Origin of the sequence: Streptomyces sp. V2I9, from assembly GCF_030817475.1 — a bacterium.
Lineage (GTDB): Bacteria > Actinomycetota > Actinomycetes > Streptomycetales > Streptomycetaceae > Streptomyces.
Genome location: NZ_JAUSZJ010000002.1, coordinates 5257151 through 5276180 on the forward strand (window position 1 = coordinate 5257151; position 19030 = coordinate 5276180).

Annotated in this window: 18 protein-coding genes; 14 read left to right on the plus strand and 4 right to left on the minus strand. The window is 72.2% G+C overall.

The features are described from left to right. Positions 1–5 precede the first annotated feature (5 nt). Both QFZ71_RS23145 and QFZ71_RS23150 read right to left on the minus strand, forming a co-directional pair. Positions 6–494, minus strand: a complete 489-nt coding sequence (locus QFZ71_RS23145) for a DUF3515 domain-containing protein (RefSeq protein WP_307670081.1) — start codon at positions 492–494, stop codon at positions 6–8. 20 nt (positions 495–514) lie between these two features. Next, positions 515–748, minus strand: coding sequence for an Lrp/AsnC family transcriptional regulator (locus QFZ71_RS23150; RefSeq protein ID WP_307670082.1), 234 nt, complete (start codon positions 746–748; stop codon positions 515–517). A 219-nt stretch (positions 749–967) separates the two neighbouring features. Here QFZ71_RS23150 and QFZ71_RS23155 point away from each other — a divergent pair, with 219 nt between their 5' ends. Together QFZ71_RS23155 and thiD are read left to right on the plus strand one after the other, a co-directional pair. Continuing rightward, positions 968–1948 carry a thiamine-phosphate kinase gene (locus QFZ71_RS23155; protein ID WP_307670083.1) on the plus strand — a complete coding sequence of 327 codons (981 nt, stop codon included), beginning with the start codon at positions 968–970 and terminating at the stop codon, positions 1946–1948. 42 nt (positions 1949–1990) lie between these two features. After that, positions 1991–2800, plus strand: a complete 810-nt coding sequence (gene thiD / locus QFZ71_RS23160; protein ID WP_307670084.1) for a bifunctional hydroxymethylpyrimidine kinase/phosphomethylpyrimidine kinase — start codon at positions 1991–1993, stop codon at positions 2798–2800. Between the two features lie 97 nt (positions 2801–2897). Here the strand turns inward: thiD and rpmB are convergent, their stop codons facing one another. Further along, positions 2898–3083, minus strand: a complete 186-nt coding sequence (rpmB, locus tag QFZ71_RS23165; protein WP_003965989.1) for a 50S ribosomal protein L28 — start codon at positions 3081–3083, stop codon at positions 2898–2900. A 254-nt stretch (positions 3084–3337) separates the two neighbouring features. On the opposite strand from rpmB, the gene QFZ71_RS23170 reads away from it, so the two are divergent. The 9 genes from QFZ71_RS23170 to mutM all read left to right on the plus strand — a co-directional run bounded on the left by QFZ71_RS23170 (position 3338) and on the right by mutM (position 12647). Next, positions 3338–5047: a DAK2 domain-containing protein gene (locus tag QFZ71_RS23170; RefSeq protein ID WP_307670085.1), complete on the plus strand. Its 1710-nt coding sequence runs from the start codon at positions 3338–3340 to the stop codon at positions 5045–5047. 86 nt (positions 5048–5133) lie between these two features. Next, positions 5134–7356 carry an ATP-dependent DNA helicase RecG gene (recG, locus tag QFZ71_RS23175; protein ID WP_307670086.1) on the plus strand — a complete coding sequence of 741 codons (2223 nt, stop codon included), beginning with the start codon at positions 5134–5136 and terminating at the stop codon, positions 7354–7356. Between the two features lie 130 nt (positions 7357–7486). Beyond that, complete coding sequence (rsmD, locus tag QFZ71_RS23180) at positions 7487–8071, plus strand: 16S rRNA (guanine(966)-N(2))-methyltransferase RsmD (protein ID WP_307670087.1); 585 nt, start codon at positions 7487–7489, stop codon at positions 8069–8071. A gap of 26 nt (positions 8072–8097) precedes the next feature. After that, on the plus strand, positions 8098–8577 hold the full coding sequence (gene coaD / locus QFZ71_RS23185; RefSeq protein ID WP_176968165.1) for a pantetheine-phosphate adenylyltransferase: 480 nt from the start codon (positions 8098–8100) through the stop codon (positions 8575–8577). A gap of 116 nt (positions 8578–8693) precedes the next feature. Beyond that, positions 8694–9806: an ATP synthase F0 subunit B gene (locus tag QFZ71_RS23190; RefSeq protein WP_307670088.1), complete on the plus strand. Its 1113-nt coding sequence runs from the start codon at positions 8694–8696 to the stop codon at positions 9804–9806. Positions 9807–10062: 256 nt separating this feature from the next. Continuing rightward, positions 10063–10635 carry a DUF177 domain-containing protein gene (locus QFZ71_RS23195; protein WP_307670089.1) on the plus strand — a complete coding sequence of 191 codons (573 nt, stop codon included), beginning with the start codon at positions 10063–10065 and terminating at the stop codon, positions 10633–10635. A gap of 2 nt (positions 10636–10637) precedes the next feature. Further along, on the plus strand, positions 10638–10811 hold the full coding sequence (gene rpmF / locus QFZ71_RS23200) for a 50S ribosomal protein L32 (protein ID WP_003965982.1): 174 nt from the start codon (positions 10638–10640) through the stop codon (positions 10809–10811). 19 nt (positions 10812–10830) lie between these two features. After that, complete coding sequence (gene rnc / locus QFZ71_RS23205) at positions 10831–11655, plus strand: ribonuclease III (protein ID WP_307670090.1); 825 nt, start codon at positions 10831–10833, stop codon at positions 11653–11655. Positions 11656–11786: 131 nt separating this feature from the next. Next, entirely contained in the window at positions 11787–12647 is an 861-nt protein-coding gene (gene mutM, locus QFZ71_RS23210; RefSeq protein WP_307670091.1) for a bifunctional DNA-formamidopyrimidine glycosylase/DNA-(apurinic or apyrimidinic site) lyase, read from the plus strand. Positions 12648–12711: 64 nt separating this feature from the next. On the opposite strand, the gene QFZ71_RS23215 is transcribed toward mutM, so the two are convergent. Continuing rightward, a complete protein-coding gene (locus QFZ71_RS23215; protein ID WP_307670092.1) occupies positions 12712–13665 on the minus strand; it encodes a CAP domain-containing protein in 954 nt (317 codons plus the stop codon). Between the two features lie 230 nt (positions 13666–13895). Between QFZ71_RS23215 and QFZ71_RS23220 the strand changes: the two genes are divergently transcribed. From QFZ71_RS23220 to QFZ71_RS23230, 3 genes are all read left to right on the plus strand, one after another. Then, positions 13896–14177 carry an acylphosphatase gene (locus tag QFZ71_RS23220; RefSeq protein WP_307670093.1) on the plus strand — a complete coding sequence of 94 codons (282 nt, stop codon included), beginning with the start codon at positions 13896–13898 and terminating at the stop codon, positions 14175–14177. Between the two features lie 437 nt (positions 14178–14614). Continuing rightward, positions 14615–14827, plus strand: coding sequence for a hypothetical protein (locus tag QFZ71_RS23225; protein ID WP_030117724.1), 213 nt, complete (start codon positions 14615–14617; stop codon positions 14825–14827). A gap of 321 nt (positions 14828–15148) precedes the next feature. Further along, positions 15149–18832 carry an AAA family ATPase gene (locus tag QFZ71_RS23230; protein ID WP_307670094.1) on the plus strand — a complete coding sequence of 1228 codons (3684 nt, stop codon included), beginning with the start codon at positions 15149–15151 and terminating at the stop codon, positions 18830–18832. Positions 18833–19030 lie beyond the last annotated feature (198 nt).

The window sequence follows — 19030 nt, forward strand, 5'->3', positions numbered from 1 at the left end:
CCGTCTCAGAACTTGCCGGGGACCGTCTTCGAGACGGGACCGGCGAACGCGGCCAGCGGCGTGATGTCGTGGGCGTACGCCGAGGAGAGCGTGAGCTCGACGTACGCCTTGCGGTACGTGGTGGTGAACCGCGGACCGGAGCCCTCGGGCTCCTCCAGCATCCACCGCACCCCGTCCGCCTCGACCCCCTGCGCCTGGGGGTCGTCCATCTTCGCGGGCCGGGGGACCCCGCAGCGCAGTACGATCGCCCCGTCCCCCCAGCCGGCGGTCAGCTCCGAGTCCGGGGAGGGATCGCTGCGTTCCTGTTCGAGGACGGTCGCGGGCAGCACCTCGTCCAGGGCCTCGCAGTACGCGGCGGCCTCCGACGACGGGGTGGGAACCGGGACCGGGGGCTGGGCGTCGCTGAGGGAACAGCCCGCCGCGGCCAGGACGAGCACGGCAGCGGACGGACCGAGGAATATCGAGCGGGGGGACCGGCGGGCGGATGACGTCACCGGCCCAGCCTAGACGGGGGTCAGAGGTGGACGACCGGGCAGGTCAGCGTCCGTGTGATGCCCTCCACCTGCTGCACCTTGGCGACCACCATGCGGCCGAGTTCGTCGACCGTGTCCGCGCGGGCGCGCACGATCACGTCGTACGGACCGGTGACGTCCTCTGCCTGGATGACTCCCGGAATCCTGGAAATGGTCTCGGCGACGATCGACGCCTTGCCCACCTCGGTCTGAATGAGGATGTACGCCTGTACCACGGAACCTCCAGGGCGGCCACGAGGATCATGTGGGGGAAAGGGACGCCACGTTATCGCGTCGCCGAGGGCCACGGGGAGACCTACGGGCCGGATGACGTCCCCAGCGTGGCGTACAGGGCGCAGAAGTTGACGTATCTCTTGACGGTACCGACAGCACAGACGGCTCGCGACCGGGGGCCCGGACGGGTGTCCGGGGCGATAAAGGAGAGGTGAGACTCGGTGAAGGGAACCGTGGGCGAGTTGGGGGAGTTCGGGCTCATCAGAGAGCTCACGTCCCGGCTCACCACCACTCCGGCGGTACGGCTGGGGCCCGGCGACGACGCCGCGGTCGTGGCAGCCCCCGACCGCAGAGTCGTGGCCAGTACGGACATCCTGCTGGAAGGGCGGCACTTCCGCCGCGACTGGTCGACGGCGTACGACGTGGGCCGCAAGGCCGCCGCCCAGAACCTCGCCGACATCGCGGCGATGGGGGCCGTGCCCACCGCACTGCTCCTCGGCCTGGTCGTCCCCGCCGACCTGCCCGTCACCTGGGCCGCCGAGCTGATGGACGGGCTCCGCGACGAATGCCAGGTGGCGGGCGCGGCCGTGGTCGGCGGCGATGTGGTGGGCGGCGACACGATCACCGTGGCGATCACCGCCCTCGGCGACCTGCGCAACCACGAACCGGTCACCCGCGGCGGCGCCCGCCCCGGCGATGTCGTCGCGGTCACCGGCTGGCTCGGCTGGTCCGCCGCCGGATACGCCGTGCTCTCCCGCGGCTTCCGCTCGCCCCGCGCCTTCGTCGAGGCCCACCGCCGCCCCGAACCGCCGTACCACGCGGGCCCCGCGGCCGCCGGACTCGGCGCGACCGCGATGACCGACGTCAGCGACGGCCTCGTCGCGGACCTCGGGCACATCGCGGAGGCCAGCAAGGTCCGCATCGACCTGCGCTCCGGCCTCATCGACATCCCCTCGCAGATGTCCGACATCGGCCAGGCGGTCGGCGTCGATCCGCTCCAGTGGGTGCTGACCGGGGGAGAGGACCACGCGATCGTCGCCACCTTCCCGCCCGACGCGAAGCTCCCCGCTCGCTGGAAGGTGATCGGCGAGGTCCTCAACCCCTCCGCCCTGCCCCAGGTCACCGTCGACGGCGCGCCCTGGACCAGCAAGGGCGGCTGGGACCACTTCGGCGCCATCGAGGACACCCAGCCCCGCGCGTGAGCAGGAGCGGGGGACGCGCGCGTGAGCACTAGATTGCTGCGTATGCCCCTACGTACCGCTGTACCTCCCCGCGTGCTCACCGTCGCCGGCTCCGACTCCGGCGGCGGTGCGGGGATCCAGGCCGACCTGAAGACGATGCTCGCCCTCGGCGTGCACGGCATGAGCGTGCTCACCGCCGTCACCGCACAGAACTCCCTCGGCGTCCAGGGCGCGTGGGAGCTTCCGGTGGAAGCCGTGCGCGCCCAGTACCGCAGCGTCGTCGACGACATCGGCGTCCAGGCCGTCAAGACCGGCATGCTCGCCTCGGCCGCCCTCGTGGAGACCGTCGCCACACTCCTCGCCGCCACCGACGCCCCCGTCGTCGTCGACCCGGTCGGCGTCTCCAAGCACGGCGACGCCCTGCTCGCCGCCGAGGCCCTCGACTCGGTGCGCACCGAGCTGCTGCCCGCCGCCACCGTGGCCACCCCGAACCTCGACGAGGTGGCGCAGCTCACCGGCGTCGTGGTCACCGAGGAGAGCGGAATGCGCCGGGCCGCCGAGAAGATCCTCGCCTTCGGACCGCGCTGGGTGGTGATCAAGGGCGGTCATCTGCCGGGCGAGGCGGTGGACCTGCTCACCGACGGGAGCGAGGAACACTGGCTGCGCGCCCCCCGCCACGACAACCGCCACACCCACGGCACCGGCTGCACGCTGGCCTCCGCCATCGCCTCCGGACTGGCGCTGGGGCAGGACGTGCCCACGGCGGTACGGGGCGCGAAGGCGTACGTCACCGGCGCGATCGAGGCCGGCTTCCCGCTCGGCGGCGGCATCGGCCCGGTCGACCACGGCTGGCTGTCCCGCCCGGCCGGCTGACCGGCCCCGGGCACCCCCTGAACACAGCAAAAAGCCGGTCCACCGAGGTGGACCGGCTTTTTGGGCAAAACCGGAAGGCTGCGCTACGACGGGGACGTCAGCGCGCGACCTTGCCGGCCTTGATGCACGAGGTGCAGACGTTGAGCCGCTTCGGCGTCCGACCGACCACGGCACGCACGCGCTGGATGTTGGGGTTCCAGCGACGGGACGTACGGCGGTGCGAGTGCGAAATGCTGTTGCCGAAGCTCGGCCCCTTGCCGCAAACGTCGCAGTTGGCAGCCACGGGTCACTCCAAAGACTTCAGGTGCACTTACAGTGAATTCCGGCACGCCGGAATCAGAGGACTGAAGTGGCGGTACCGGAGGATTGGCCCGACTTTCATCGGGCAACCGGAGCAGCATACAACGCCTGCTTCGGAGATACGAAACTACCATGGGACGGACCCCCGCTCTCCCGCCCCCGGTCCGGGCCGGGACCCCGACGAGCGGGCTAACCTGCGGTGCAGCCCGTCGCCCAGGCCGACCAGGAGGACCATCGGTGCCGCAGCCCCCCGAGGACCTGGACGCCGTCGCGGTACGCACGTGGTGCTCACTGGCCCTGGAGGCCCTGGGGCGGGAGCGCGCGGAGATCGACGCGATCAACGTCTACCCGGTGGCCGACGGGGACACCGGCACCAACCTCTATCTGACCTTCGAGTCCGCCGCCGCCGCCGTCGAAGCGGTCTTCGCCGCCCACGAGACCGGGGCCACCGCGCCCGCCCCCGCCGACGCCGTACGCGCCATGGCGCACGGAGCCCTGATCGGCGCGCGCGGCAACTCCGGCACGATCCTGGCCCAGCTGCTGCGCGGCATGGCCGGGGTGCTGGCCGACGGCGGCGACGCGGACCGGCTGCGCCGCGCCCTCGCCGCCGCCTCGGACGCCGCCCGGCAGGCCGTCGCCCACCCCGTCGAGGGGACCGTGCTCACCGTCGCCGCGGCCGCCGCCGACACCGCCCGGAACGCGGGCCCCGGCCTGCGGGCCGTCGTCACCGCCGCCTACGAGGGGGCGCTCGCCGCCCTCGTGCGCACCCCGGAGCAGCTCGCCGTCCTCGGCAGGGCGGGCGTGGTCGACGCCGGGGGCCGGGGCCTGGTGGCGGTCCTGGGCGCACTGGTGGAGACCGTGACCGGGCAGGCTCCCGCCCGCGGACCCCGCACCGGCCCCGGCGGGACGCCCGCGCCCGTGGACGGGGGATCCGTGGTGGGACTGCCGGTGGGCGGCACGCCGGTACGGGGCGTCACGGAGGGCGGGCCCGCGGCCGGGGACGCGCTCGACTGCCCCGAGGGCGGGGGAGCCGGGCCCGCGTTCGAGGTGATCTACCTCCTGGAGGCCGGCGACGAGCAGGTCGCCCGGCTGCGCACCCGGCTCGACGCCCTCGGCGACTCGCTGGTCGTGGTGGGCGGCGACGGGCTCTGGCACGTCCACGTACACGTCGATGACGCGGGGGCGGCCGTGGAGGCGGGCGTCGAGGCCGGGCGTCCGTACCGGATCCGGATCACCCACTTCGCCACCGAGAGCGGCCACGACCTCCGCGTCCAGGCCGAACCCGCCCAGCGTGCCGTCGTCGTGGTGGTCCCCGGCGACGGACTGGCCGGACTGTGCACGGAGGCCGGGGCCACCACGGTGATCGCCCGCCCCGGCGAACCGCCCGCCAGCGGCGAACTCGTCGACGCCATCCGCCGCGCCCACGCCCGCGAGGTGGTGCTGCTGCCCAACGACGCGGCCCTGCGCCACACCGCTGCCGCCGCCGCCGAACAGGCCAGGACCGAGGGGGTCCGGGTCGCCCTCGTCCCCACCCGCGCCGCCGTCCAGGGCATCGCCGCCCTCGCCGTCCACGAGCCCGACCGGGGCTTCGACGAGGACGTGGTCGCCATGACCGCCGCCGCCGGCGCCACCCGCTACGCCGAACTGGCCGTCGCGGAGCGCCAGTCGTGGACCATGGCCGGGATCTGCCAGGCCGGGGACATCCTCGGCCTGATCGACGGCGACGTGGCGGTGATCGGCTCCGACGTCCCGGCCACCGCCCGCACCGTGCTCGACCGGATGCTGGCGGCCGGCGGCGAACTGGTCACCCTCGTCCTCGGCGAGGACGTCCCCGACACGCTCGCCGACGCCCTGGAGGAGTACGTACGGGAGGGCCACCTCGCCGTGGACACGGTGGTCTACCGGGGCGGACACCAGCGGGCGCCCCTGCTGATCGGCGTCGAGTAGCCGCGGCGGGCGGTCCGGGCACGCCGGGCGGTCCGTACCCGTGTCCCGGCCCGCCCACCGGACGGCTGTCGGTGGCGTGGTGTGCAATGGAGGGCGTGTCCTCGCTCGATGAACCCCTCAAGAAGCTGCTCGGCGGAGCCACCGCGAAGGTGATGGCGGAACACCTCGACCTGCACACGGTCGGGGACCTGCTGCACCACTACCCGCGGCGGTACGAGGAGCGCGGCAAGCTGACCGCGCTGACCGACCTCCCGCTGGACGAGCACGTCACGGTCGTCGCCCAGGTCGCCGACGCCCGCGTCCTGACGTTCAACAACGGCCGGGGCAAACGCCTGGAGGTCACCCTGACCGACGGCACCGGCCGCCTCCAGCTGGTCTTCTTCGGCCACGGCGTCCACAAGCCGCACAAGGAGCTGCTGCCGGGCCGCCAGGCGATGTTCGCGGGCAAGGTCTCCGTCTTCAACCGCAAGATGCAGCTGGCCCACCCCACGTACCAACTGCTCGACGCCTCCGACGCCGACGAGGCCACCGAGGCAGTGGACGCCTTCGCGGGCCGGCTGCTGCCGATCTACCCCGCCTGCAAGCAGCTCGACTCCTGGCGGATCGCCAAGGCCGTCGACGCCGTGCTGCCCAGCGCCAGGGACGCGGTGGACCCGCTCCCCGCCTCCCTGCGCGAGGGGCGCGGCTTCACCCCGCTGCCCGAGGCCCTGCTCAAGGTGCACCGGCCGCAGACCAGGGCGGACATCGAGGACGCCAGGGCCCGGCTCAAATGGGACGAGGCGTTCGTCCTCCAGGTCGCCCTGGCCCGCCGCCGGTACGCGGACACCCAGCTCCCCGCCGCGGCCCGCCGCCCCGTCGCGGACGGCCTGCTGGACGCCTTCGACGCCACGCTGCCCTTCACCCTCACCGAGGGCCAGGAGAAGGTCAGCAAGGAGATCTTCGACGACCTGGCCACCGAGCACCCGATGCACCGCCTCCTCCAGGGAGAGGTGGGCAGCGGGAAGACGATGGTGGCCCTGCGCGCCATGCTCGCCGTGGTCGACGCGGGCGGCCAGGCCGCGATGCTCGCCCCCACCGAGGTCCTCGCCCAGCAGCACCACCGCTCGATCACCGAGATGATGGGCGAGCTGGCCGAGGGCGGCATGCTGGGCGGCTCGGACCGGGGCACCAAGGTCGTCCTCCTCACCGGCTCCATGGGGATGGCGGCCCGCCGGCAGGCCCTCCTCGACCTGGTCACCGGTGAGGCCGGGATCGTCATCGGCACCCACGCCCTCATCGAGGACAAGGTCCGGTTCCACGACCTCGGCCTGGTCGTCGTGGACGAACAGCACCGCTTCGGCGTGGAACAGCGCGACGCCCTGCGCTCGAAGGGGAAGCAGCCGCCCCACCTCCTCGTCATGACCGCCACCCCCATCCCCCGTACGGTCGCGATGACCGTCTTCGGCGACCTGGAGACCTCGGTCCTGGACCAGCTTCCGGCCGGCCGCTCCCCGATCGCCAGCCACGTCGTCCCCGCCAAGGACAAGCCGCACTTCCTCGCCCGCGCCTGGGAACGCGTCCGCGAGGAGGTCGGGAACGGCCACCAGGCGTACGTCGTCTGCCCCCGCATCGGGGACGACGCGGAGGAGGCCGGGGGCAAGGAAGGCGCGAAGGCGAAGGCGAAAAAGGCGGCCTCCGAGGAGGACGCCGAGAAGCGGCCTCCGCTCGCCGTCCTGGAGATCGCCGACGAACTGCGCAAGGGCCCGCTGGCGGGGCTCCGCGTCGAGGTGCTGCACGGCAGGATGCACCCCGACGAGAAGGACGACGTCATGCGCCGGTTCGCCGCCGGAGAGGTCGACGTCCTGGTCGCCACCACCGTCATCGAGGTCGGGGTCAACGTCCCCAACGCCACCGCCATGGTGATCATGGACGCCGACCGCTTCGGCGTCTCCCAGCTCCACCAGCTCCGCGGCCGCGTCGGCCGGGGCTCCGCCCCCGGCCTCTGCCTGCTGGTCAGCGAGGCCCACGAGGCGAGCCCCGCCCGCGCCCGGCTCTCCGCCGTCGCCGCCACCCTCGACGGCTTCGAGCTCTCCCGCATCGACCTCGAACAGCGCCGCGAGGGCGATGTGCTGGGCCAGGCCCAGTCCGGAGTGCGCTCCTCGCTGCGGATGCTCACCGTCATCGACGACGAGGAGGTCATCGCCGCCGCGCGCGAGGAGGCCGTGGCGATCGTCGCCGCCGACCCGGAGCTGGAACACCTGCCGGAGCTGCGCACGGTGCTGGCCGCCCTCCTGGACAAGGAGCGCGAGGAGTATCTCGACAAGGGGTGAGCCCGGTGCCGTCCCGCCGGTGCGGGCCGTACGCCATATCGTGGACGCACGGCCCGCGCACAGCCCGTGCGGGGCCGTCGTCCGGCGCACGGCCCGTGCGCCCGCCACCGACCCCGAGGACCTCACACCCATGACCCGCGTGATCGCCGGCTCGGCCGGCGGACGCCGCCTGGCCGTCCCGCCCGGCACCGGCACCCGCCCCACGTCCGACCGTGCGCGGGAGGGCCTCTTCTCCACCTGGCAGGCGCTCCTCGGCACCCTGGAAGGGACCCGCGTCGCCGACCTGTACGCCGGTTCCGGGGCCGTCGGCCTCGAAGCGCTCTCCCGCGGAGCCGTCCACGCCCTCCTCGTCGAGGCCGACCCGAAGGCGGTCCGGACCGTCCGCGACAACGTCCGCACGCTGGGCCTCCCCGGTGCCGAGGTCCGGGCAGGCAAAGCGGAGCAGATCGTGACAGGTCCGGCCCCCGCCGACCCGTACGACATCGTCTTCCTGGATCCGCCGTACGCCGTCACCGATGACGATCTTCGCGAGATCCTGATCACACTCCGTGCTCAGGGGTGGCTCAGCGACGATGTGCTCGTCACCGTGGAACGCGGCACGCGAGGCGGAGAATTCGGCTGGCCCGCCGGATTCGAGCCACTGCGCTCCCGTCGCTACGGCGAGGGGACGCTTTGGTACGGTCGCGCCGCCGCCACGTGCGAAGACGCACGATGACCGGACCGGAGAGCGAGGGAATCACTGTGCGCCGCGCCGTCTGTCCGGGGTCGTTCGACCCCATCACCAACGGACATCTCGACATCATCGGACGAGCCTCGAAGCTGTACGACGTGGTGCACGTCGCGGTGATGATCAACCAGTCCAAGAAGGGACTGTTCACCGTGGACGAGCGGATCGAGCTGATCCGCGAGGTCACCGCCGACTTCGGCAACGTCGAGGTGGAGTCCTTCCACGGCCTGCTGGTCGACTTCTGCAAGCAGCGGGAGATCCCGGCGATCGTGAAGGGCCTGCGGGCCGTCAGCGACTTCGACTACGAGCTGCAGATGGCCCAGATGAACAACGGCCTCTCCGGCGTCGAGACGCTCTTCGTGCCGACCAACCCCACGTACAGCTTCCTGTCGTCCTCGCTGGTCAAGGAGGTGGCGACCTGGGGTGGCGATGTCTCGCACCTGCTGCCTCCGACCGTCCACGCCGCACTGGTGAAGAGGCTGGGCGAGCGCTGAGCCGCTGACGGGCCGTCACCAGGTGTCGGCCCGCGGCCGACTGGCCTTACAGTCGTCCCGTCCGTCTCCAACGGAGCAGCAGCTTCAACAGAGCAGCAGAGAGTGGCGAGCACACGGTGGACGTGCAGAAGAAGCTCGACGAGATCGTCGAAGCGGTCGGGACCGCCCGATCGATGCCCATGTCGGCCTCGTGCGTGGTCAACCGCGCCGAGCTGCTCGCCATGCTGGAAGAGGTGCGCCAGGCCCTGCCCGGCTCCCTCGCGCGGGCCCAGGAGCTCCTCGGCGGCCAGGAGCAGTTCGCCGAGCAGGCCCGGCAGGAGGCCGAGCGGATCATCGAGTCCGCCCACGCCCAGCGCGCCACGCTGATCTCCGAGACCGAGGTGGCCCGCCAGTCGCAGGCCGAGGCCGACCGGATCCTGTCCGAGGCCCGCCGCGAGGCCGAGGAGGTCCGGGCCGAGGCCGACGACTACGTCGACAGCAAGCTCGCCAACTTCGAGGTCGTCCTCACCAAGACCATCGGGTCCGTGGACAGGGGCCGCGAGAAGCTCCTCGGCCGGGGCCGGGGTCTGGACGAGCAGGGCTACGAGGACCCCGATTTCACCGAGGCCCCCGAGCGCAGCGCCGACCCGGAGACCCTGCGGCAGCGGGCCGACGCGTACGTCGACGCCAAGTTCGGCGCCTTCGAGGCCGTTCTCGCCGGGACCCTGGAGGCGGTCGGCCGGGGCCGGCAGAAGCTGCACGGCCGGACCGCGGGTGACGACCTCGGCGCGCACATGGCGGCACAGGACGCCGCGGGCGACCAGGGGCACACCAGCGACGCCGACTACCTGGCCGGTCTCGCCGAGCTGGCCGCCCCGGAACCGCCGCAGGCGCCCCGGCAGCCCGCTCAGCCCGCCTATCCGGCGCCGCAGGCCGAGCCGAGCTACGCGCAGGCGGCGTACGGCTACCAGGAGCAGCCGGGCCACCAGGACGTCCAGGACGCGTACGGCTACCCCCAGCCCGACCCGTACGCGGCGTACCCGCAGCAGGGGGGCTACGACCCGAACGGTTATCCGCCCCAGCCCACCGGACAGCCCGACTACGGCTGGCAGCAGCCTCAGCAGTCCCCGCCGCCCCAGCAGCCCCGGCCGGTGGGCCGGCAGGGCGGCGGCGCGCTGGACGAGACCAGCCTCTTCGACACCAGCATGATCGACCTGGAGCAGCTGCGCCGGTACGAACAGGGCCGCTGACCTCGGGCGGGCCGCCCCGATTGGGTGCTGAGCGGTCCGTCCAGTATCCTGAATCCTCGGTCGCACAGAGGTCCGCGATCACGGCTGCCCGTTTCACCTCGGTGAAAGACGGCCTCTCCGGACCGCAGACGACCGGCCCTCCCCATCGCAGCGCGACACCCATGATTCGAAAGCAGGAGAAGCCCTGAACGGCCACCTCGACCACCGCAACCCCCTCGTGTTCGATACGCACGAGCTGGGTCGGCGTCCCGGTGCCATGAAGCGGCTGACCCGCACGGTGGACGCACCCGGTTCACCGGTCCTGGGCATCGACGGCGTCATCGGCGTACCGGAAGGCGCGCCCGTGGAGCTGGACCTCCGCCTCGAATCGGTCATGGAAGGGGTGCTTGTCACAGGCACCGCCCGTGCGACCGCCGAGGGGGAGTGCGTAAGGTGTCTGGAGCCGCTGACCGTCAAGGTCGACGCGGACTTCCAGGAGATGTTCTCGTACCCTGACGCCGATGACCGGGGCCGCCCCACCGCGGAACCGGTCGACGACGCCGAGGACGACGAGGACATGTTCTTCCTCGAGGACGGCCTGTTCGACCTCGAGTCGGTGCTGCGTGACGCGGTAGTGCTCGCACTGCCCATGCAGCCGGTGTGCAAGGAGACCTGCGCCGGTCTGTGTTCCGAATGCGGAATCAGGCTGGACGAGAATCCGGATCACCACCACGACGCCGTCGACATTCGTTGGGCGGCACTGCAAGGACTCGCCGAGACCGTTCAGGACGGCGAGAAGGACAACATGGGCGGCGCCGAACCGGGCGTCGACGAGAAGCAGGAGAAGTAGCCGTGGCTGTTCCGAAGCGGAAGATGTCGCGCAGCAACACGCGCCACCGCCGGTCGCAGTGGAAGGCTGCGGTCCCCACCCTGGTTTCGTGCGAGCGTTGCCAGGAGCCCAAGCTCCAGCACATTGCGTGCCCGAGCTGCGGCACCTACAACAAGCGCCAGGTCCTCGAGGTCTGAGCGGCTGGTGAGAGGCCCGATGTCTGAGTTGTCCAGCGCCAAGAAGCAGGCAGACAACATCAACACAGCCTCGTCCCACACGCTTCTGGAAGGGCGGCTCGGGTATCACCTCGAGTCCGCCCTTCTGGTGCGTGCGCTGACCCACCGTTCGTACGCGTACGAGAACGGCGGCCTGCCCACCAACGAGCGGCTCGAGTTCCTCGGGGACTCGGTGCTCGGCCTGGTGGTCACGGACACGCTGTACCGCACCCACCCCGACCTGCCCGAAGGCCAGCTGGCCAAGTTGCGGGCCGCGGTGGTCAACTCGCGTGCGCTTGCGGAAGTGGGCCGCGGCCTCGAACTCGGCTCCTTCATCCGGCTCGGCCGCGGTGAAGAGGGCACGGGGGGCCGGGACAAGGCTTCCATCCTCGCCGACACACTGGAAGCAGTGATCGGCGCGGTCTATCTCGACCAGGGCCTCGACGCGGCCTCGGAGCTGGTCCACCGGCTCTTCGACCCGCTGATCGACAGGTCCTCGAACCTCGGTGCCGGCCTGGACTGGAAGACCAGCCTCCAGGAGCTCACCGCGAGCGAGAGTCTCGGAGTCCCCGAGTACATCGTCACGGAGACCGGCCCGGATCACGAGAAGACCTTCACTGCTGCCGCCCGCGTCGGTGGTGTCTCGTACGGCACCGGCACCGGCCGTAGCAAGAAGGAAGCGGAGCAGCAGGCGGCCGAGTCCGCCTGGCGTGAGATCAGCGCCGCCGCTGAGGCACGGCTGGCCGCGGAGAAGTCCGCGGCCGACGGAGGGGCCGCCGACACCCCTGCCGTACCGTCGCCGAACACGGACGCCGCTCCTGCCTGAGCGAGAGGGAAGCCCCCCGGTGCCGCGTGCACCGGGGGGCTCCCCTGTTCCGGGGAGGGCATCCCGTGGTTTCCGCGGGTGCTGTCCGCCCCGTTCCCCTGCTGCCGTCGCCATGTCTGGAGTGGTCCACCGTGCCCGAGCTGCCCGAGGTCGAAGTCGTCCGCCGGGGCCTGGAGCGCTGGGTCAGCGGCCGTACCGTCACCGAGGTCGAGGTCCTGCACCCGCGCTCGGTCCGCCGGCACCTCGCGGGCGGCCCGGATTTCGCCGCCCGGCTCCGGGGCGCCCGCTTCGGGACGGCGATGCGGCGCGGCAAGTACCTCTGGGTACCGATCGAGGAGGCGTCCGCCTCGCTGCTCGGCCATCTCGGCATGAGCGGCCAACTCCTGGTGCAGCCGGCCGACGCGCCGGACGAGAAGCACCTGCGCGTCCGGATGCGGTTCGACGACACGCTCGGCACCGAGCTGCGCTTCGTCGACCAGCGGACCTTCGGCGGACTGTCCCTGCACGACAACACCCCCGACGGGCTGCCCGACACCATCGCGCACATCGCGCGGGACCCGCTCGACCCGCTCTTCGACGACGCCGCGTTCCACACCGCGCTGCGCCTGCGCCGCACGACGGTCAAGCGCGCGCTGCTCGACCAGTCACTGATCAGCGGCGTCGGCAACATCTACGCGGACGAGGCGCTCTGGCGGGCCGGACTCCACTACGACCGGCCGACCGCGACGCTGACCCGCCCCAAGTCCGCCGAACTGCTCGGCCACGCCCGTGACGTCATGAACGCGGCACTCGCCCAGGGCGGCACGAGCTTCGACAGCCTGTATGTCAACGTGAACGGCGAGTCCGGCTACTTCGACCGGTCGCTCGACGCGTACGGCCGCGAGGGCGAGCCCTGCCACCGCTGCGACACCCCGATGCGCCGCCGCGCCTGGATGAACCGCTCCAGCTACTTCTGCCCGCGCTGCCAGCGGCCCCCGCGCGCGTCCTCGTGACGCGTCCGGGCGGACCAGGACCCCGCCCGGACGCCTCGGGGCGGGGGCGAGGTCCGCGCAGGGGTCAGAAGCCGAAGTTCTGCACCCACCAGGGGCCGCCCGAGCCCTGGTGGATGCCGATGCCGATGGTCTTGTAGTCGCAGTTGAGGATGTTCGCGCGGTGGCCGTCGCTGTCCATCCAGGCGTCCATCACCGCTCGGGCGTCGGCCTGTCCGCGGGCGATGTTCTCCGCGCCGAGCCCCTGGACGCCCGCCCGCGCGGCCCGGTCCCACGGGGTGTCGCCGTCCGGGTTCGTGTGGTCGAAGAAGCCGCGGGCCGCCATGTCCTCGCTGAAGTTCTGGGCGAGCGACGTCAGCGGGGCGCTGGTGGACAGCGGGGAGCAGCCGGCCTTCGCGCGTTCCTGGTTCACCAGGGCGAGCACCTCGGAGCGTGCGGAGGCGTCGGTCGGGGTAGCGGACGGCTTCCTGGACGGCGTGGGGGCGGCGGAGACCTTCGGCGGGGCCGGGGTCTTGCTCGCCGGCGGTGTGCTCGTCCTCGGGGCCGTGGGCGCCTTCGCTCCGCCGGACTTCCGGGGCTGGGGGACAGCCGGCTTCTCGGACGCCGCCTCCGTGGGCGACGCCGCCCTCGAAGGCGTCTTCGACGGGCTCGTGGAGGGCGAGTCGCTCGTGGACGGTGACGCCGGTGCCTCCGGGCGTTCGCTGCCCCGACCGGTGGGGGAGGAGGACCGGCCGGCCGGCTCCGTCGAGCTGCCGCCCTGCGTCAGCAGGTCGGGGGCGGCGCCGCCGGAGCGCACCTGATCGGAGGCGGCGGTGGTGCCGGAGGGGGAGGTGTCGCCGCCGGGGACCAGCCCCGAGGCGACCGCCACCGCGCCGACGGCCACGGCGGCCGAGACACCGAGGAGCCCCGTGCGGAGCGGCACGGCGGACTTCTTGCGGCGTGCACCCCGAGACCGCGCGGCGGAGCCGGCCGCGGGTTCTTCAGCGGCGGGGCCTGCGGCGGATCGTCGGTGGCGTCCCATGCGCTGTGCCTTCCTCATGCTCCGGACGCCCTGACGACGTCGCTCGACTACCCCGTTGCCGCCCCATTGATCGAATTCGGTGGTCGCGGATCACGTTCCGCTTGATCGACTTTCCGCCGATCCCCGTCCGATACTCACCCGATCGAGTGAGGCTGTTGCGACCGGACTGTAGCCCATGGGTGAAAGGGGGCGACGTGCTTCGAGAGCAATGGGTTGGTTAGCGTTCGGGCATGAATGAAGACGCGCGTCTCGTCGCGTGGGTACGCGGCCGGGTACAGCAAGTAGGGTTTCGCTGGTTCACCAGGAAAAACGCTTTGGAGATCGGCGGGCTCACCGGGTTCGCCCTCAATCTCGACGACGGCAGGGTGCAGATCGTGGCCGAGGGGCCACGTGACAATTGCCACCGTCTGCTGGACTGGCTGCGGTCCGACGACACTCCCGGACGCGTGGACGGCGTCACTGAGATCTGGGACACCCCGCGCGGCGGCTACGACGGATTCGCCATCCGCTGATGCCGCCGGACCGCGCCCCTCCCGATCCGTTCGGCGGGCACCCCGCCCCGAACCGTCACGGGAGCGCCGGTCCGGGCCCCGCACCCGAAGTGACCTGCGGCGTGATGCGCGGCGGCGGACGGTTGCCAGATCCCGCATGTCGTGCAAGGCTGCGCCATTGACGAAGATCCGGACACCCCTCGGGGTCCCGCAGGAGAGTCGCGCCGCATGATCGTCCGGCCGCGCGCCCCCGGGACACCCGGGCACACAGGGTGTGATCGTGTTGACCGTCAAACTTTTTGGTGAGACGCTGAAAACCCCGCGCACCTTAGCTGTTCGGTAGAGCTGTTCAGCAGCAGAACCGCAGTGGTGACAGAGCCCTGCCGAGCATCGCGGGTGCGATCCCCTGACGACCCACACCGCATCGGTCGGTCACTCATTGTGGAGGACCATCCATCATGGCAAAGGCGCTTCTCGGTTACGTCGGCGGTTCCGACCCGCGACTCCTCGCCGAGATGCGACGGCTCCAGCAGCGCGTCCAGGACCTGGAATCCGAGCTCACCCGGATCCAGAGCGAGAACGACGCGCTCAACGCCGCCGCTCAGCACCAGGAGTCGCTGCTCGACAGCATCGACATCGACGTACCCCAGGGCGAGCCTGCGCTGACCTGACCACGAAGGCCCCATCGGGCCGGTCCGGCCGGGCATGCTCAACAGCCTCGGAACACCTCTGATCCGTTCTGCGTCACGGATCGCCGCCCCCGAACACCGGGTCCCCGCAGCGCCGGGGATGCCGTCGTCCGGTTGCACGGTGATGCGCCGCGCAGGACCGCGCCTGGATGCGCGTGAACTCCAGCAAGAGTCACAGGGACGCTTCGGCGTCCCTTTTTCTTTGCCCGGCCCCCCACCCGGACGTACCGGCTTTCGCTTACCGTCTGATGTGCCCTGCACCTTCATCAGCGAAACCGAGAGCGAAAGGTAGAGTCCGGCGGCGTGCACCTCAAGGCCCTGACCCTGCGTGGTTTCAAATCGTTCGCGTCCGCCACCACCCTGCGGTTCGAACCGGGGATCACCTGCGTCGTCGGCCCCAATGGATCGGGAAAGTCCAACGTGGTGGACGCGCTCTCCTGGGTCATGGGGGAGCAGGGCGCGAAATCCCTGCGCGGCGGCAAGATGGAAGACGTGATCTTCGCCGGGACGACCGGGCGGCCCCCGCTCGGCCGCGCCGAAGTATCGCTGACCATCGACAATTCCGACGGCGCATTGCCGATCGAGTACGCCGAAGTGACGATCACGCGGATCATGTTCCGCAATGGCGGCAGCGAATACCAGATCAACGGCGACACCTGCCGGCTGCTGGACATCCAGGAACTCCTCTCCGACTCCGGTATCGGCCGCGAGATGCACGTCATCGTCGGACAGGGCCAGCTGGACTCCGTGCTGCACGCCGACCCGATGGGCCGCCGCGCCTTCATCGAGGAGGCCGCGGGCGTGCTCAAGCACCGTAAGCGCAAGGAGAAGGCGCTGCGGAAGCTGGACGCGATGGGCGCCAACCTGGCCAGGGTCCAGGACCTCACCGACGAGCTGCGCCGCCAGCTCAAGCCGCTCGGCCGGCAGGCCGCCGTCGCCCGCCGGGCCGCCGTCATCCAGGCCGATCTGCGCGACGCCCGGCTCCGTCTCCTCGCGGACGACCTGGTGACCCTGCGGGACGCGCTGCGCGAGGAGATCGCCGACGAGGCGGAGCTGAAGAAGCGCAAGGACGCGGCCGAGGCCGAGCTGCGGACGGCCCTCACCCGTGAGGCCGAGCTGGAGGGTGAGGTGCGCCGCCTCGTCCCCCGGCTCCAGCGCGCCCAGCAGACCTGGTACGAGCTGTCGCAGCTGGCCGAGCGGGTACGGGGCACGGTCTCGCTGGCCGACGCCCGCATCCGCAGCGCCTCCGAGGCCCCCGACGAGGAGCGCCGGGGCCGAGACCCCGAGGAGCTGGAACGGGAGGCCGCCCGGATCCGCGAACAGGAGGCTGAGCTGACGGCGGCCCTGGAGGCGGCCGAACACGCGCTGGAGGACACCGTCGCCCACCGCGCCGACCTCGAACGCGAACTGGCCGCCGAGGAACGCCGTCTCAAGGACGCGGCCCGCGCCATCGCGGACCGGCGCGAAGGGCTCGCCCGGCTGAACGGCCAGGTCAACGCGGCCCGCAGCCGGGCCGGTTCGGCGCAGGCGGAGATCGACCGGCTGGCCGCCGCCCGTGACGAGGCGCGGGAGCGCGCGGCGGTCGCCCAGGAGGAGTACGAGCAGCTGAAGGCCGAGGTGGACGGGCTCGACGCGGACGACGAGGAGCTGGCCGCCCGCCACGAGGCCGCCGAGAAGGCGCTGACCGAGGCGCGTTCGGCCCACAGCGCCGCCCGTGAGGAGGCCACCGCGGCCGAGCGCAGGCGGGCGGCGGTCGCGGCCCGGCACGAGGCGCTCGCCCTCGGGCTGCGCCGCAAGGACGGCACAGGTGCGCTGCTCGGCGCCCGCGACCGGCTCACCGGGCTCCTCGGTCCGGCCGCCGAACTGCTCACCGTCGAGCCCGGTTACGAAGTGCCGGTCGCGGCCGCCCTCGGCGCGGCGGCGGACGCGGTCGCCGTCACCGACCCGGCCACGGCGGCCGCCGCGATCCGGCTGCTGCGCGAACGGGACGCGGGGCGCGCGGCGATGCTGCTGGGCGGGGAGGCCCGGCCCGGCCATCTACCGGAGCAGGCGCACGTACGGGAGGAGGCGGCGACGCCTGTGCCCGCGCTGCCCGCGCGGAACGGCACGGAGCCCGAGCCCCGCGTGCGGACCGCCGTCCCGGACGCCGCCGTGGTCCCGTCCAGCCGTGCCGGGACGACCGCCGCCCTCCCCGCCGTCGCCGACCTGGTGCGCGGGCCCGCCGCGCTCGTCGGGGCCGTACGCCGCCTCGTACCGGACACGGTGGTCGTCGGGACGCTGGAGGATGCCGAGGCCCTGATCGCCGCGCACCCCGCCCTGACCGCCGTGACGGGGGACGGGGACGTGCTCTCCGCCCACTTCGCGCACGGCGGGTCGGCCGGGGCGCCCAGCCTTCTGGAGGTGCAGGCGTCCGTGGACGAGGCCGCCGCCGAGCTGGACGCCCTCGCCGTACGGTGCGAGGAACTGGCGGAGGCCCAGCGGCTGGCGGGGCAGCGGCGTACGGAGCAGACCGCCCTCGTCGAGGAGCTGGGGAAGCGCCGCCGGGCGGCCGAGCGGGAGAAGTCCGGCTTCGCCCAGCAGCTCGGACGGCTCGCCGGGCAGGCCAGGGGCGCCGCGGGCGAGGCCGAGCGCATGACCGCCTCGGCCGCCCGCGCCCAGGAGGCTCTGGAGCGGGCGACCGAGGAGGCCGAGGAGCTGGCCGCCCGGTTGCTGGTGGCCGAGGAGGCCCCCGCGGAGGAGGAGCCCGACACCTCCGTACGGGACCGGCTCGCCGCCGACGGTGCCAACGCCCGGCAGACCGAGATGGAGGCCCGGCTCCAGGCCCGTACGCACGAGGAGCGGGTCAAGGCGCTGGCCGGGCGGGCCGACTCGCTGGACCGCGCCGCCCGCGCCGAACGGGAGGCGCGCGCCCGCGCCGAACAGCGCCGGGCCCGGCTGCGGCACGAGGCCGAGGTCGCCTCCGCGGTGGCCTCGGGCGCCCGCCAACTGCTGGCGCACGTGGAGGTGTCCCTCGTGCGGGCCGATCAGGAGCGGACGTCGGCCGAGGCGGCGAAGGGCGAGCGCGAACGCGAGCTGGCCGTCGAGCGCGACCGGGGGCGGGGGCTCAAGGGCGAGCTGGACAAGCTCACCGACTCGGTCCACCGGGGCGAGGTCCTGGGGGCCGAGAAGCGGCTGCGGATCGAGCAGCTGGAGACCAAGGCCCTGGAGGAACTGGGGGTGGAGCCCGCGGGGCTGGTCCTGGAGTACGGCCCCGACCAGCTCGTGCCGCCGTCTCCCGCCGCGGAGGGCGAGGAGCTGCCGGAGGACCCGGAGCACCCGCGCAACCGGCCGGGGCCGTACCGGCGGGCCGAGCAGGAGAAGCGGCTGCGGTCGGCCGAACGGGCGTACCAGCAACTCGGGAAGGTGAATCCGCTCGCCCTGGAGGAGTTCTCGGCGCTGGAGGAGAGGCACCAGTTCCTGTCCGAGCAGCTTGAAGACCTGAAGAAGACGCGGGCCGATCTGCTCCAGGTGATCAAGGAGGTCGACGATCGGGTCGAGCAGGTCTTCACGGAGGCGTACCACGACACCGCCCGGCAGTTCGAGGGCGTCTTCTCGCGCCTCTTCCCCGGCGGCGAGGGGCGGCTCGTCCTGACCGACCCGGACAACATGCTCACCACCGGCGTGGACGTCGAGGCGCGTCCGCCGGGCAAGAAGGTGAAGCGGCTCTCCCTGTTGTCGGGCGGCGAGCGGTCCCTGACGGCGGTGGCGCTGCTGGTCTCGATCTTCAAGGCCCGGCCCAGCCCGTTCTACGTGATGGATGAGGTCGAGGCCGCCCTCGACGACACGAACCTGCAGCGGCTGATCCGGATCATGGAGGAGCTCCAGGAGAGTTCCCAGCTGATCGTGATCACCCACCAGAAGCGGACGATGGAGGTCGCCGACGCGCTGTACGGCGTCTCCATGCAGGGCGACGGGGTCTCGAAGGTCATCGGCCAGCGGTTGCGCTGACGTCTCGTCGCCGGAGCACCGGCGGTTGCGCTGACCTTCCACCGGACCATCAGAAGTTCAAGGAACACATCGCCGTCTCCTGGGTACAAGGGCGGAGACCCGCAGTTCAACTTCGATTTTTGAACACATAGCCTCTGTGAAGTCGTATCAGCCTTCAAGTGGTGGTGAGCCGGTTGGTGTGCGCCACTGGGAAGGCTC